This window comes from Serratia sp. EC4 (genome assembly GCF_059652115.1).
The window spans coordinates 98011-111123 of the sequence record NZ_JBNIDE010000003.1 but is presented as its reverse complement, the minus strand read 5'-3'; the positions used below and the strand labels follow the sequence as shown (position 1 = coordinate 111123).

Here is a 13113-nt window from a genome sequence, read left to right as displayed (position 1 = left end):
GATTGACCATGAAACAGATCAACGCAGTGATCCTCGACTGGGCCGGCACCACGGTGGACTTTGGCTCCTTTGCGCCGACGCAGATTTTCGTCGAGGCGTTCAAACACACCTTCGATATCGACATTAGCCTGGCGGAAGCGCGCATTCCGATGGGCCTCGGCAAATGGCAGCACATCGAGGCGCTGGGCAAACTGCCGGCGGTCGACGCGCGTTGGCGACAGAAGCTGGGCCGCTCGATGAGCCATCAAGACATCGACGCGCTTTATCAGGCGTTTATGCCGCTGCAAATCGCCAAAGTGATCGACTTCGCCGATCCCATTGAGGGCGTGCCGCAGGTGATTGCCGGGCTGCGCGAACAGGGCATTAAAATCGGCTCCTGCTCCGGTTATCCGCGCGCGGTGATGGAGGTGCTGGCGCCGGCCGCCGCGCAGCGCGGTTACGCGCCGGATTACTGGGTCGCCACTGACGATCTCGCGGCCGGCGGGCGGCCGGGGCCGTGGATGGCGTTGCAGAACGTCATCGTGCTGGGCATCGATGCGGTGGCGCACTGCGTGAAGGTGGATGACGCGGTGCCGGGCATTGCCGAAGGGCTGAACGCCGGGATGTGGAGCGTCGGGCTGGCGCTGTCCGGCAACGAGTTCGGCGCTACCTGGTCGGAGTACCGTCAAATGGCGGCGGGGGAAATAGCGCAGCGCCGCACGGCGGCCGCCGATAAGCTGTACGCGGCGGGCGCGCATTATGTGATAGACACGCTGGCGCAATTACCGGATGTGATCGCCGATATCAACCGGCGGCTGGCGAACGGCGAGCGGCCGTAACGACCGAAAGCGGGGCATAAAAAAACCGGGGATAATCCCCGGTTTTTTTGTTCTGAGACGGCGTTAGCGGTGAGCCAGTTCGACTTCGTCTTCGCTGTCCATCACGGCTTTGTCGGTTTGCTTCATCAGCTGGCTGGTGATGGTGCCTGCCGCCATGGAGCCGTTGACATTCAGCGCGGTGCGGCCCATGTCGATCAACGGTTCGACCGAGATCAGCAGCGCGACCAGCGTCACCGGCAGGCCCATCGCCGGCAGCACGATCAGCGCGGCGAAGGTGGCGCCGCCGCCCACGCCCGCCACACCGGCGGAGCTGATGGTGACGATGCCGACCAGGGTGGCGATCCACACCGGATCCAGCGGGTTGATGCCGACGGTCGGCGCAACCATCACCGCCAGCATCGCCGGGTAGAGGCCCGCACAGCCATTCTGGCCAATGGTGGCGCCGAACGACGCCGAGAAGCTGGCGATGGATTCCGGCACGCCCAGACGACGGGTCTGCGCTTCCACGTTCAATGGAATGCTGGCGGCGCTGGAGCGGCTGGTGAAGGCGAAGGTGATCACCGGCCACACCTTGCGGAAGAACTTCATCGGGTTCACGCCGGTGAAGGCCAGCAGGATGGCATGTACCACGAACATGATGGCCAGGCCGATGTAGGAGGCCACCACGAAGCTGCCGAGCTTGACGATGTCGTGAATGTTGGAACCGGCGACCACTTTGGTCATCAGCGCCAGCACGCCATACGGCGTCAGCTTCATGACCAGACGCACCAGCTTCATCACCCAGGCCTGCAGGGTGTCGATAGCCACCAACACGCGCTCGCCTTTCGGCTTGTCGTCTTTCAGCAGCTGCAGCGACGCCACGCCGAGGAAGGTGGCGAAAATCACCACGCTAATGATCGACGTCGGGCTGGCGCCGGTCAGATCGGCGAACGGGTTTTTCGGGATGAACGACAGCACCATCTGCGGCACGGTCAGGTCGGCCAGTTTGCCCACGTAGTTGGTCTGGATCGCCGTCAGGCGCGCGCTTTCCTGCGCGCCCTGCACCAGGCCTTCGGCGGTCAGGCCGAACAGGTTGGTGACCAGCACGCCCACCAGCGCGGAGATCAGCGTGGTGAACAGCAGCGTGCCGATAGTCAGTACGCTGATTTTGCCCAGAGCAGAGGCGTTATGCAGCTTGGCCACCGCGCTCAGGATCGAGGCGAACACCAGCGGCATGACGATCATTTGCAGCAGTTGCACATAGCCGTTGCCGACGATGTTGAACCAGCTGATGGATTCTTTCAGTACCGGGTTGTCGGAGCCGTACACCAGCTGCAGGCCCAGACCGAACACCACGCCGACCACCAGGCCGACCAGCACTTTTTTCGCCAGGCTCCATTGCTTGTGGCGGGTTTGCGCCAGCAGCAAAAGGAGCGCGACAAACACCAGCACGTTAATCACGAGCGGAAGATTCATCCCCAATGTCTCCAATAATCTTTCTTATAAAAACGACAACGCATCACGTATGTCGCGATGTAAATATCGTAACAGTTTGCCGAGTGGCCCACTTATATCCAAATGGAATTTGATATAGCTTTTTGTGTGTTTTTGTTCGTTTTATATACATCAAGGTGATGGGTTAAGCGTTTTTTTGTGATCAGAGTCTGATATTTCTGATTTGCTCGACATAGGATTGCACCGGCAGGGTGAAATCACCTTGCCAGCAGATGGCAAACGCCACCAGGCACAGACACAGCACCCGCTCCAGCTGGTTGCCTTTTTGCGAGTTGAGCAGCGGCAGGCGAAAACGCCAGCGGCATGGCCACAGCAGCGGCACGCCGGCGGGGGTGAGCATATCGGCCAGCAGATGGCTGAAGTAACCGATGATCATGGCGTGCAGCGCGTCGGCAGGGATCGGCCAGCTGCGCGGCACGTCCAGCTGGAACAGCGCCATGCCGCCGGCGATCGCCAGCAGGCTGTGGGTGAAACCGCGGTGGCCGAAGGCGCGGGCGATGGGCAAGGCGATCCAGCGCAGGCGCTGGCCCAGCACCGACTTGGGGTGATCGATGTCCGGCAGCAGCGAGGTCAGCAGCGCGGCGGGTATGATGTGCCACCAGTCGCCGGTAGCCAGCTCTGGCGTCACTTCCGCCTTCTTGGCGAAGATCGCGCAAGCGACAGAGAATATAAGGTGTCCTTCCGCGGTCATGCTGTTGCGATTCCGGCTGGTAAACTGTTAATTTATCCAGTATATGGGAAAATTCCCAGTAGTGGAAGCAGTTACCCTGTAACCAATTGTTTATTTTTCCCTGTTTTACAACGGCTTGTTACGGCAATGCGTAACAAAGCATCGATTTTGACGGGCGAGAATAAAAAGCGGGCAATGGGTGATGCATTAAGATGAGAAAAAAGGACGGTGGCTTGGCGTGTGGCGGGAGGAAGCGGCGGCCCTGAACAGCGCTGCGTGGCAGTGACAACGCTCCGCGGACCGTCGCTTTCCTGCCGCCCAGCATAATAATAACAACATGCCAATTCAATAATAATGAAACGCTGTTTTGTTTATTTTGCGGTACGGATCCCTTTTATAACGCAGAGCGGCAAAAGCAGGGCGCCGGCGGCCGGCGCCGCTGGTCAGGCAAAGTGAGCGGCAGTGAGCTGTTCCAGGGTCTCCAGCTTGTGGTCTGCCAGCGCCCAGCGCGGATCGTGACGGTATTCGGCCGCCGGGATGACGATGGAACGCATGCGCGCGGCCTTGGTGGCGATCATGCCGTTAAAGGAGTCTTCCAGCGTGATGCAGCGCAGCGGATCGCTGCCCAGGCGTTCGGCGGCGATCAGGTAGACCTCCGGGTGCGGCTTGCTGTATGGCAGGTATTCGGCGGAAACCAGCTGATCGAAGTAACCTTCAAGATCGAACATCTTCAGCACCTGCCGTTGCATGTGCAGCGGCGAGGCGGAGGCGAGGCCGATGTTCAGCCCCTGACTGCGGCACAGCTCCAGCGCCTGCTGGACGCCCGGCAGCAGCGGGCGCGTCTCGTGCACCAGCTCGATGGCGCGCTCGATAATCCGCGCCGACACCTCATCGAGCGAAACCCCTTGCCACGGCATCGCCTGGTACCACATCTTCACCACCAGATCGATGCGCAGCCCCAGCGTGTCCGGCAGCTTGTGACGATCGGACAGATCCAAACCCAGCGCACCGAAGATATCCAGCTCGGCCTGCAGCCACAGCGGTTCCGAGTCGATCAACAAGCCGTCCATATCAAAAATTGCGGTTTCAATGCGTTGCGAATAAGCCATTAGCGGTTAACTCCTGTCGGCGCGGGTGGGTGAATGTGCCGACACTCTATCATCGCCGGCGGCGAGACTAAAATCTTTGCCTGCGCGTGTGGCTTTTGCCAAAGCGAAGGATAGTCCACATTTCGCGCAGCTTTAGCCACCAACGTTGGTGCTGGCGCTCGGTAACCTGTTGCAACATGCGCGCATAGTCCAGCACCAAGCCTGGCGTCCAGGTCATGCTTTCGCCACGGCTGCGCAGTACCGCCAGCATCCACAGGTTGGGATCCAGCACCAGCAGCAGAAAACGGCGCCACAGATGTTTATCGCCCAGCACGCCTTCCAACGCGCTGTCGAGCGCGCCGATGACCGTGGTGGAGCAGTTGCGCCGAGTCAGGTTGTAGGTGGCGTCCTGCCGATAACGCAGCCAGAATGCGCGCAGCGCCGCCGGGTTATAGCGGTAGAATTGAATTTTCTTGTCCGGTGGGCACCAGGCGGCGATCTCGCCCGGCAGGTCGGGCAGGAAACGCCCGTCGACGTTGTTCTGTTCGCCGGCATGCAACAACTGGCGGAAATCCTGAACGGAATGGCTGATGTCGTTGAGCGGGTAGTGGCTGATATATACATCCGGCGCGAGCGCCAGAGCGGCGTGACCGGTGGAGATATTGCCGCCGCCGTCGACCGCCGCGATGTATCGGTCGACGATGTAACGCCGGCGCGGATCTTTAGCCGCACCAATCGGTGTCCAGACATACACCGTGAGCGGCGCAGTCTCATCCTCCGGGGGCGGTGGCTGCCGCGCGGGGTGCTGATTCAGAGAGAAGCTTGTCAGTCTGCGGGCGATACGCAATAAGGCCCAGCCGGAAAGCACCATCATCACGCCGAGGCAAAAGGGCACCGTCATCCGATGCGGCGCTGGCCAGCCGACAAAAATCATCAATGAAAGCAGGATCTCGCCGCCGCCCGCCAGCGCCACGCCTTTCCATCGACTGTGTTGAATCACCGTGGAGGAGGCGATGCGCACGGCGCCGTCAAGCAGCAGCGCGCTGCCAAACACCACGGTGGCGACGATGTTATCGTCTGCGGGCACGTCCAACGTTAAAAAGGCCATAAACACGAAGCCCAGCCCCTTCAGCAGCACCGGCCTGCTGGCCGAAGAGCCGATCACCAGCGCGGCGGATATCGCCACCAGTCCCTCCAGCGCCAGGATGATCGCCAGCGCATCCAGCGCCAGCATGGACCGGCCATCCTGCAGTATGTCGAACAGCATCAGCGCCCCTGCGGCTATCCACAGCCAACCGAACAGCACCAGCAGGCGGTGCTGGCCGTGCAGCGCCTGCGCGCCCAGCAATAAGATAATCAGTCGAATCATGGCGGCCTCTGCCCGAATGGATAACGTTATCTCTTCAATGATAGTGCCCGGATATCGTTAAGCAGTTGATTTTGTCGAATTCGGCTAAGCTTGTAGCACAGCGGGAATGAAGAAAACGGTGGGCGAGTTTCGCCAACTGCAGGTAGACTTAGCCGATTCGGTTACGTCGCTAACAAGGGGAACACATGACGTATCAACAGGCCGGGCGTATCGCCATTTTGAAACGCATTCTCGGATGGGTGGTTTTTATCCCGGCGTTGCTGTCGACGCTGATTTCCGTGCTGGGCTTTATCTATCAGCACAGTGAAAAAACCAAAGGCATCAACGCAGTGATGCTGGATTTTGTCCACGTGATGGTGGATATGGTGCGTTTCAATACGCCGTTCCTGAACCTTTTCTGGTACAACTCGCCGGTGCCTGACGTGGATAAAAGCCTGTTCAGCGGCGCCAATCTGATGTTCATCATCATCTATATATTGATCTTCGTCGGGCTGGCCTTGCAGGCTTCCGGCGCGCGCATGTCACGTCAGGTCAAGTTCATTCGCGAAGGGCTGGAAGATCAGATGATCCTGGAGCAGGCCAAGGGCAGCGAAGGGCACACGCGCCAGCAGTTGGAGGAGCGTATCACGCTGCCGCACCACACCATCTTCCTGCAGTACTTCCCGCTGTACATCCTGCCGATCGTGATTGCGGTGATCGCCTGGTTCGTGATCCGCTTGTTAGGGCAATTGGCCGGCGCGGCCTGAGCCATCAACGGGGCGCCGCTCGGCGCCCCGGAACGTTATGACGCTTCCGGCTGCAACAGCGCCTCCACCGCGCGTTGTGCCGCCACCAGATGCTGGCCGCCGAACAGGTTGCTGCGGTTGAGCAGGTAGTACAGTTGATACAGCGGCTGGCGCTCGATAAACCCGGCCCCCAGCGGCCACACGCTCTGATAGCCGTCGTAGATCTGCGGCGGCAGCTCCGGATACAGCGGCAGCATCGCCAAATCGCACTCTCGATCGCCCCAGTAACTGGCCGGGTCGAACAGAATCGGCCCGTGGGCGGTCATCGCGCAGTTGCCCGGCCACAGGTTGCCGTGCAACAGGGACGGTTGCGGCTGGTGGTGCTGCAAGCGCAGATACACCCGATCGACAATGTCGTCGATATCGCCGAAGGTCATGCCTTTCTCCGCGGCCAGCTGCAGCTGCCAGCCGATGCGCTGCTCGGCGAAGAATTCCGACCAGCGGCGCTGCCAGGCGTTGGGTTGCGGGGTGGTGGTCAGATCGCTGTCGAAGTCGAGACCGAACTGCGGTTGCTCGCTCCACTGGTGCAAATGCGCCAGCTGCTGGCCCAGGCAGTAGGCGCCGTGAGCATCGAGGGGTTTCAGCTGCTGATACTCCAGCAGCAGGAAGCTGTAGTCGCGATCGCTGCCGACGCCGTACACTTCCGGCACCCGCACGCTTTTGCTGCGCGCCAGCAACGCCAGCTGATCGGCTTCGGCGGTGAATATCGGCAGTTGTTCCCGGGCGTCGCATTTCACGAACACCTCGTTATCACCGTAACTCACGCGCCACGCCGGGTGAATGTCGCCCCCGGGCAGTTCAATCCTTTCGCGTATCTCTGCGCTGCCAAGATGTTCACTTAACAGACGGCTAACGGCTTGCCACATGGTATCTCCCCCTCTGTGCTGCCTGATAATTCATTAGGTTAGCGTCTTTCCCGTGGTGAAAACACGACGCGGCGCACAGCCGGCGTCAAAGGCGGCGATTTTTTCAACGGCTCGCCAGCTCAAAGTATATACCCTATTGATTAATTTAAGCGCAATACCGGTTGCAACTTGATGACAACGGATAAGCGAGGGAAAGATAGGATGCGGCGGGGAACCCCGCCGCATCAGAGGGGCGTTTAACTGCCCATCGGGGCGTTTTTGTTACCCTGTAACGGACGCAGCTTGCTGTACAACAAGGCGACAACGAACAGCACGGCCTGCACGATGACGATGCAGGGCCCGGTGGCGCCGTCGATGTGGAAGCTGATCAGGGTGCCGAGCACGCAGGAGAACACCGACACCACCGTCGCCGCCATCAGCATGCGATCAAACCGGCGGCACAGCATAAAGGCGATGATGCCGGGGGCGATCAGCATGGCGATCACCAAAATCACCCCCACGGCCTGCAGCGAGGCGACGATGGTCATCGCCAGCAGGCACAGCAGCCCGTAGTGCAGCAGCTTGACCGGCAGGCCAATCACCCGGGCGTGGTGCGGGTCGAAACAGTACAGCATGAAGTCTTTGCGCTTGAGCAACACCACCGCGAGGGTGATGCCGGCAATCAGCAGGGTTTGCTTCAGCTCGCCGTCGGTGATGCCCAGCATGTTGCCGAACAGAATGTGGCTCAGGTGCTGGTCGGTGTCGATGCGCGAGAACAACACCAGTCCGAAGGCGAACATGCCGGAGAAAACGATGCCCATCACCGTGTCTTCTTTCACCCGGCTGTTCTCTTTCAGGTAGCCAGTGGCCACCGCGCAGAAGATGCCGGAAAGGAAGGCGCCGATCGCCAGCGGAATGCCGACCACGAACGCCACCACGATGCCGGGCAGCACCGCGTGCGAGATGGCATCGCCCATCAGCGACCAGCCTTTGAGCACCAGATAGCAGGAGAGCACGGCGCACACCACGCCGGTAACGATGGCGGCGACGATCGCTCGCTGCATGAACGGGTAGGCGAAGGGTTCGCTGAGCAGTTGGTAGAGCGTGTCCATCAGCGGCCTCCGGTTTGCGAATGCGCCACGCGACGTTTTGCCGCCAGCAGGCCGTGTTTCGGCGCGAAGAAGAACGCCGCCAGGAACACCAGCGTTTGCAGGGTGACGATCACGCCGCCGGTGGCGCCGTCGAGGAAGAAACTCAGATAGGCGCCGATACCGCTGGTCAATGCGCCGATGATGATGGCGATGATCACCAGCCGGCTGAAGCGGTCGGTCAGCAGGTAGGCGGTGGCGCCCGGGGTGATCACCATGGCGATCACCAGAATGGCGCCGACGGTTTGCAGCGCGGCGACGGTGCAGGCGCTGAGCAGGGTGAAGAACAGGATCTTCAGCTTTAGCGGCGACAGGCCGATCGACACCGCGTGGCTTTCGTCGAAGAACACCGCCAGCAGGTCTTTCCACACCAGGCACAGGATCAGCAGCGAAACGCCGATGATGATTTCCACCTGCAGCACGTCTTCGTCGGCGATGCCGAGGATATTGCCGAAGATGATCGACTGTACGTTGACCGAGGTGGGATTGAGCGAAACGATCAGCAGGCCGACGGCGAAGAAGGTGGAGAAGATAAAGCCGATGATGGCGTCTTCGCGCAGCCGGGTGATGTGGCGCACCAGCGTCATCGCCAGCGCCGCCAGCATGCCGGTGAAGAAGGCGCCGGCGGCGTAGGGCAGGCCGAGGGCATAGGCGCCGGCCACGCCGGGCACCACCGAGTGCGACAGCGCATCGCCCATCAGCGACCACCCTTTCAGCATCAGATAGGCGGACAGGAACGCGCAGGCGGCGCCGACGATGGCGCTGACCCAGATGGCTTTCACCATGTAGTTATAACTGAAAGGTTGCAGCAGAAGATCCAGCATCAGGATTGTTTCTCCCTGGCCTGGCTGTTGGCCGGCGGATCGCTCTTGGTGTGGCCGTAGAACACCGCCGGGCGTTCATCGTCGGTCAACACCGTAACGGTACGCGGATCGTTGTCGTCGTGCAGATCCGGACCGGAGAGGTTGATATGGCGCAGCACGCCGCCGAACGCCTGCTCCAGGTTGCTCTGCGTGAAGGTGGTTTCGGTCGGGCCGGCGGCCAGCACCGTGCGGTTGATGAGGATCACCCGATCGCAAAACTCCGGCACGCTGCCGAGGTTGTGGGTGGAGACCAGGATCAGATGCCCCTCGTCGCGCAATGCGCGAAGCAGCTCGATAATGGCATTCTCGGTTTTCACATCCACGCCGGTGAATGGCTCATCCAGCAGCAGCACGGTGCCCTGTTGCGCCAGCGCGCGCGCCAGAAACACGCGCTTTTTCTGGCCGCCGGACAGCTCGCCGATCTGCCGGCCGCGCAGCTCGCTGAGGCCGACGCGCTCCAGCGCCTTGTCGACCCGCAACCTGTCCTCGCGCGACGGAATGCGCAGGAAATTCATCTTGCCGTAGCGGCCCATCATCACCACGTCTTCCACCAGCACCGGGAAGTTCCAGTCGACGTCTTCGGTCTGCGGCACGTAGGCGATCAGATTCTTTTTCAGCGCGTCCGCCACCGGTTTGTCGCTCAGCGACACCCGGCCGGCGGTGGGTCTGACCAGGCCCATGATGCTTTTGAACAACGTCGATTTACCGCTGCCGTTGACGCCGACCAGCGCGCAGATCGAACCGCCGCTCAGGGTAAAGCTGGCGTTGTGAATGGCGGTGTGTCCGTTGTTGTAGGTCACGGTGACGTCGTCCACGTTCAACTCCGGGCGGGCAAACGGTTCATGGGTCATTGATCGAATCCTTTGGCGATGGTTTGCACGGTGGTGTTGAGCAGGTCGATGTAGGTTGGCACTGGGCCATCGCGAGTGGACAGCGAGTCTACGTACAGCACGCCGCCGTATTTGGCGCCGGTTTCTTTCGCCACCTGCTTGGCCGGCTTGTCGGAAATGGTGCTCTCGCTGAACACCACCGGAATATGGTGGACGCGCACGGCGTCGATCACCCGGCGCACCTGCTGCGGCGAGCCTTGCTCATCGGCGTTGATCGGCCACAAATAAACCTCTTTCAACTGATAGTCCTGCGCCAGGTAGCTGAAAGCGCCTTCACTGGTCACCAGCCAACGCTGTGCGGCCGGAATGCGCGCCAGGCGTTCGCGCAGCGGGGCGTCCAGCGCGCCGATTTTCTCTGCGTAGGCCTTGGCATTGCGGTTATAGGTTTCCGCATGGGCCGGATCGTGCTCCACCAGCGCCTTGCGAATGTTCTCGATATACACCAGCGCGTTGCTTGGCGACATCCAGGCATGCGGGTTCGGGTTGCCGTTATAGGGCCCTTCGCGGATCGGCAGCGGGGTAATGCCTTCGGTGACTACCGCCGCCGGCACCTGCTTGATGTTTTCGAAGAAACGCTGGAACCAGCGCTCCAGGTTCATGCCGTTCCACAGGATCAGGTCGGCGTGCTGCGCCTTGACGATGTCGCGCGGGGTCGGTTGATAGTCGTGGATCTCGGCGCCCGGCTTGGTGATGGATTCCACCACGGCGGCGTCACCGGCCACGTTCTGGGCGATATCCTGAATGATGGTGAAGGTGGTCACCACGCGCAGCTTTTTTTCCGCCAGCGCGTTTTGGCTGACCAAGGCGGTGCCGAGCAGCAGGCAGGCGAGCGTAAAAGGGCGTAACAGTGCGGCAGCGCGGGAAGGGCGACTGCGATGAAAAGCGCAACTTATCAATGGCATGATGACGTCTCCTGGTTCAAATGAAAATGATTATCAATATCAATTGAAGCGAAGTCAAGCGTCACTTGCCCACCGCCGGCGGGGTATTTCTCCAACTGAAAAAATAATACCGTCCGGGGAGTTATAGCATTTTATGTATCAGTATGTAACCGCTGAAGGTAGTCCTCACAGCTGCATATCGCCACCTCCGGCTGTTTTCCCAATGCCAACTGCCCGAATCCCTGCGCCAGGCGCAGTACATCCTCTTGATCCAACACGGTTATGAACGCAAAACTGTTGCTGCCGAGTTCGTGGTGAACGCCATTTTCGTCTGTCACCGACGTGACAAAACCTTCGCGCGTCAATTGCCCGGTCAGCTTCGCCAGGTCGGTTAATCCCGCTTCCTGATAGCGAAAAGTCACCACAAAGCAGCTTGTTGCAGATTGACTCATAAATCACCTCTTGGTATATGGATAGCTTGAGATTAGCCCAAAAAATTACTGCAGGTGTCCTTACAAGTTGTATATGCTACGCAACTCATTGAAAGGAGTGAGGGATTCTGTGAAAACAAAAATAGGTTGCCTTACGGCAATTTTACTTTTGTCGGGGTGCGCCAAAGACCCGCAAACGGCAAGCAATATTTCAGGCAGTGGCACAACGCGCGGCGGTTGGTTAAAACCCCCTCCGCAGGCACCGGTAAACCGCACGGGCACCCCGGTTGCTTATAACGATTACATTCGTCAGGCGGCCAGCAACTATGGCGTTGACGAAACGCTGATTAAAGCGATTATTCAGGTGGAGTCCGGGTTTAACCCGAACGTGGTCAGCACCTCGAACGCAGTGGGATTGATGCAGCTTAAGGCTTCTACCGCCGGCCGCGACGCCTATCGCATGAAGGGACGAAGCGGGCAACCCAGCTCGCGTGAGCTGAAGGATCCGGCGGTCAATATTGATCTGGGAACGGCCTATATCAATATTCTTCAAAGCCAGCAGCTAGCCGGGATCAACAACCCACAGACTTTACGTTACGCCACTATCGTTTCGTACGTGAACGGGGCAGGCGCCATGTTGCGCACCTTCTCCTCGGACAAGCGCGTGGCGGTCAATCGCATCAATCAGATGAGCCCGGATGAGTTTTATCAGCACATCCAGAAAAAGCACCCGGCACCGCAGGCGCCGCGCTATTTGTGGAAGGTGACCACCGCCTATCAGGCGATGTCGCAGTAATCCTCTTTTTTGTCGAGTCGGCCGCTTAACGCGGCCGATTTTGTTTTCGGCACCGTTCCAGTGCGCGACCCACCTCTCATTTTTCGTTATTTCCTCACCGCTTATCGGAAAAACCGCACAAAAAGTTAAATTTACGTTAGCAGATAAATCTTTACGTTCATTCAATAAGTTACCGGTAACATTTTTGCTTTTGTGCGCATTCTGACCTTCAATAAATATACAAATAAGTAACAAATTATTTTAAAAACCCGTATCGATCGCAAGGTTGCGGTTAAATAGTTGTGACTATCTTTGGATGGAATGTGACATGTCGAATCATAAAACCAACAATTCGCGGCGCGATTTCTTGTTGAAATCGATGACCTTAATTCCTGCGGCGGTAATTGGTGGCAGCGGCGTTGGCGCGCTGACGGCACCGACACCGGCGGTCGCGGCCTCGAACACCTCAACGCAGAACGATTACCAACCGACCTTTTTCACCCCGGAAGAGTGGGCCTTCATCAAGGCTGCCGTCGCGCGCCTGATCCCGGCCGACGAACGCGGCCCCGGCGCGCTGGAAGCCGGCGTGCCGGAGTTTATCGATCGCCAGATGAATACCCCGTACGCCACCGGTTCCATCTGGTACATGCAGGGGCCGTTCAACCCCGATGTGCCGAAGGAAATGGGCTATCAGCTGCCGCTGGTGCCCAAACAAATCTACAACCTCGGCATCGCAGACGCCGACGCCTACAGCAAGAAAAACGCCGGCAAGCCCTTCGCCGAACTGGATGGCGCGCAGCAGGACGCCCTGCTGCAAAAGTTCGAGTCCGGCGAAGCGGAGTTCCAGCAACTGCCGTCGAAACTGTTCTTCTCCTATCTGCTGCAAAACACCCGTGAAGGTTTCTTCAGCGATCCTATCCATGGCGGCAACAAAGACATGGTGGGTTGGAAGCTGATTAATTTTCCGGGCGCGCGCGCCGATTTTATGGACTGGGTTGAGCGAGGGGAGCGTTATCCCTTCCCGCCGGTCTCGATTCGTGGGGAGAGGGGCTAACC

Annotated in this window: 14 protein-coding genes; 4 read left to right on the top strand and 10 right to left on the bottom strand. The window is 59.5% G+C overall.

Annotated elements, in window-relative coordinates:
* Nucleotides 1–8 precede the first annotated feature (8 nt).
* Nucleotides 9–818, top strand: coding sequence for a phosphonoacetaldehyde hydrolase (gene phnX, locus ACP39K_RS10620; protein ID WP_033640524.1), 810 nt, complete (start codon nucleotides 9–11; stop codon nucleotides 816–818).
* A 63-nt stretch (nucleotides 819–881) separates the two neighbouring features.
* On the opposite strand, the gene ACP39K_RS10615 is transcribed toward phnX, so the two are convergent.
* The 4 genes from ACP39K_RS10615 to ACP39K_RS10600 all read right to left on the bottom strand — a co-directional run bounded on the left by ACP39K_RS10615 (nucleotide 882) and on the right by ACP39K_RS10600 (nucleotide 5439).
* Nucleotides 882–2273: an L-cystine transporter gene (locus ACP39K_RS10615; protein ID WP_497008475.1), complete on the bottom strand. Its 1392-nt coding sequence runs from the start codon at nucleotides 2271–2273 to the stop codon at nucleotides 882–884.
* 181 nt (nucleotides 2274–2454) lie between these two features.
* Nucleotides 2455–3003, bottom strand: coding sequence for a metal-dependent hydrolase (locus ACP39K_RS10610; protein WP_004931456.1), 549 nt, complete (start codon nucleotides 3001–3003; stop codon nucleotides 2455–2457).
* 422 nt (nucleotides 3004–3425) lie between these two features.
* Nucleotides 3426–4091, bottom strand: a complete 666-nt coding sequence (gene hxpB / locus ACP39K_RS10605; RefSeq protein WP_033640522.1) for a hexitol phosphatase HxpB — start codon at nucleotides 4089–4091, stop codon at nucleotides 3426–3428.
* Between the two features lie 67 nt (nucleotides 4092–4158).
* Nucleotides 4159–5439 carry an HdeD family acid-resistance protein gene (locus ACP39K_RS10600; RefSeq protein WP_497008474.1) on the bottom strand — a complete coding sequence of 427 codons (1281 nt, stop codon included), beginning with the start codon at nucleotides 5437–5439 and terminating at the stop codon, nucleotides 4159–4161.
* A 185-nt stretch (nucleotides 5440–5624) separates the two neighbouring features.
* Here ACP39K_RS10600 and ACP39K_RS10595 point away from each other — a divergent pair, with 185 nt between their 5' ends.
* Nucleotides 5625–6185 carry a YniB family protein gene (locus ACP39K_RS10595; protein ID WP_004931453.1) on the top strand — a complete coding sequence of 187 codons (561 nt, stop codon included), beginning with the start codon at nucleotides 5625–5627 and terminating at the stop codon, nucleotides 6183–6185.
* A gap of 35 nt (nucleotides 6186–6220) precedes the next feature.
* Here ACP39K_RS10595 and ACP39K_RS10590 read toward each other — a convergent pair whose 3' ends face one another.
* The 6 genes from ACP39K_RS10590 to ghoS form a co-directional block, all read right to left on the bottom strand.
* Nucleotides 6221–7090, bottom strand: coding sequence for a fructosamine kinase family protein (locus tag ACP39K_RS10590; protein ID WP_004931452.1), 870 nt, complete (start codon nucleotides 7088–7090; stop codon nucleotides 6221–6223).
* Nucleotides 7091–7326: 236 nt separating this feature from the next.
* The gene (locus ACP39K_RS10585; RefSeq protein ID WP_033640520.1) at nucleotides 7327–8181 is read right to left on the bottom strand and encodes a metal ABC transporter permease; all 855 of its coding nucleotides are present in this window, start codon (nucleotides 8179–8181) and stop codon (nucleotides 7327–7329) included.
* Entirely contained in the window at nucleotides 8181–9041 is an 861-nt protein-coding gene (gene yfeC / locus ACP39K_RS10580) for an iron/manganese ABC transporter permease subunit YfeC (protein ID WP_033640519.1), read from the bottom strand. Before yfeC ends, ACP39K_RS10585 begins: the two co-directional genes overlap by 1 nt.
* Nucleotides 9041–9931 carry a manganese/iron ABC transporter ATP-binding protein gene (locus ACP39K_RS10575; RefSeq protein ID WP_147827423.1) on the bottom strand — a complete coding sequence of 297 codons (891 nt, stop codon included), beginning with the start codon at nucleotides 9929–9931 and terminating at the stop codon, nucleotides 9041–9043. Before ACP39K_RS10575 ends, yfeC begins: the two co-directional genes overlap by 1 nt.
* Complete coding sequence (locus ACP39K_RS10570; protein ID WP_497008473.1) at nucleotides 9928–10872, bottom strand: metal ABC transporter substrate-binding protein; 945 nt, start codon at nucleotides 10870–10872, stop codon at nucleotides 9928–9930. The genes ACP39K_RS10575 and ACP39K_RS10570 overlap by 4 nt, the downstream gene beginning before the upstream one ends.
* Before the next feature lie 131 nt (nucleotides 10873–11003).
* A complete protein-coding gene (gene ghoS, locus ACP39K_RS10565; protein ID WP_016927977.1) occupies nucleotides 11004–11303 on the bottom strand; it encodes a type V toxin-antitoxin system endoribonuclease antitoxin GhoS in 300 nt (99 codons plus the stop codon).
* 109 nt (nucleotides 11304–11412) lie between these two features.
* Between ghoS and ACP39K_RS10560 the strand changes: the two genes are divergently transcribed.
* Nucleotides 11413–12078: a transglycosylase SLT domain-containing protein gene (locus ACP39K_RS10560; RefSeq protein WP_004931439.1), complete on the top strand. Its 666-nt coding sequence runs from the start codon at nucleotides 11413–11415 to the stop codon at nucleotides 12076–12078.
* Between the two features lie 307 nt (nucleotides 12079–12385).
* Nucleotides 12386–13111: a gluconate 2-dehydrogenase subunit 3 family protein gene (locus tag ACP39K_RS10555; RefSeq protein ID WP_033640515.1), complete on the top strand. Its 726-nt coding sequence runs from the start codon at nucleotides 12386–12388 to the stop codon at nucleotides 13109–13111.
* The last annotated feature ends 2 nt before the right edge of the window (nucleotides 13112–13113 follow it).

Excerpts from the sequence above, each read along its gene's own strand:
- yfeC (WP_033640519.1), bottom strand. The coding sequence starts at position 9,041 with ATGCTGGATCTTCTGCTGCAACCTTTCAGTTATAACTACATGGTGAAA.
- ghoS (WP_016927977.1), bottom strand. The coding sequence starts at position 11,303 with ATGAGTCAATCTGCAACAAGCTGCTTTGTGGTGACTTTTCGCTATCAG.
- ACP39K_RS10595 (WP_004931453.1), top strand. The coding sequence starts at position 5,625 with ATGACGTATCAACAGGCCGGGCGTATCGCCATTTTGAAACGCATTCTC.
- phnX (WP_033640524.1), top strand. The coding sequence starts at position 9 with ATGAAACAGATCAACGCAGTGATCCTCGACTGGGCCGGCACCACGGTG.
- ACP39K_RS10610 (WP_004931456.1), bottom strand. The coding sequence starts at position 3,003 with ATGACCGCGGAAGGACACCTTATATTCTCTGTCGCTTGCGCGATCTTC.
- ACP39K_RS10570 (WP_497008473.1), bottom strand. The coding sequence starts at position 10,872 with ATGCCATTGATAAGTTGCGCTTTTCATCGCAGTCGCCCTTCCCGCGCT.
- ACP39K_RS10585 (WP_033640520.1), bottom strand. The coding sequence starts at position 8,181 with ATGGACACGCTCTACCAACTGCTCAGCGAACCCTTCGCCTACCCGTTC.
- ACP39K_RS10615 (WP_497008475.1), bottom strand. The coding sequence starts at position 2,273 with ATGAATCTTCCGCTCGTGATTAACGTGCTGGTGTTTGTCGCGCTCCTT.
- ACP39K_RS10555 (WP_033640515.1), top strand. The coding sequence starts at position 12,386 with ATGTCGAATCATAAAACCAACAATTCGCGGCGCGATTTCTTGTTGAAA.
- ACP39K_RS10600 (WP_497008474.1), bottom strand. The coding sequence starts at position 5,439 with ATGATTCGACTGATTATCTTATTGCTGGGCGCGCAGGCGCTGCACGGC.
- hxpB (WP_033640522.1), bottom strand. The coding sequence starts at position 4,091 with ATGGCTTATTCGCAACGCATTGAAACCGCAATTTTTGATATGGACGGC.
- ACP39K_RS10590 (WP_004931452.1), bottom strand. The coding sequence starts at position 7,090 with ATGTGGCAAGCCGTTAGCCGTCTGTTAAGTGAACATCTTGGCAGCGCA.
- ACP39K_RS10575 (WP_147827423.1), bottom strand. The coding sequence starts at position 9,931 with ATGACCCATGAACCGTTTGCCCGCCCGGAGTTGAACGTGGACGACGTC.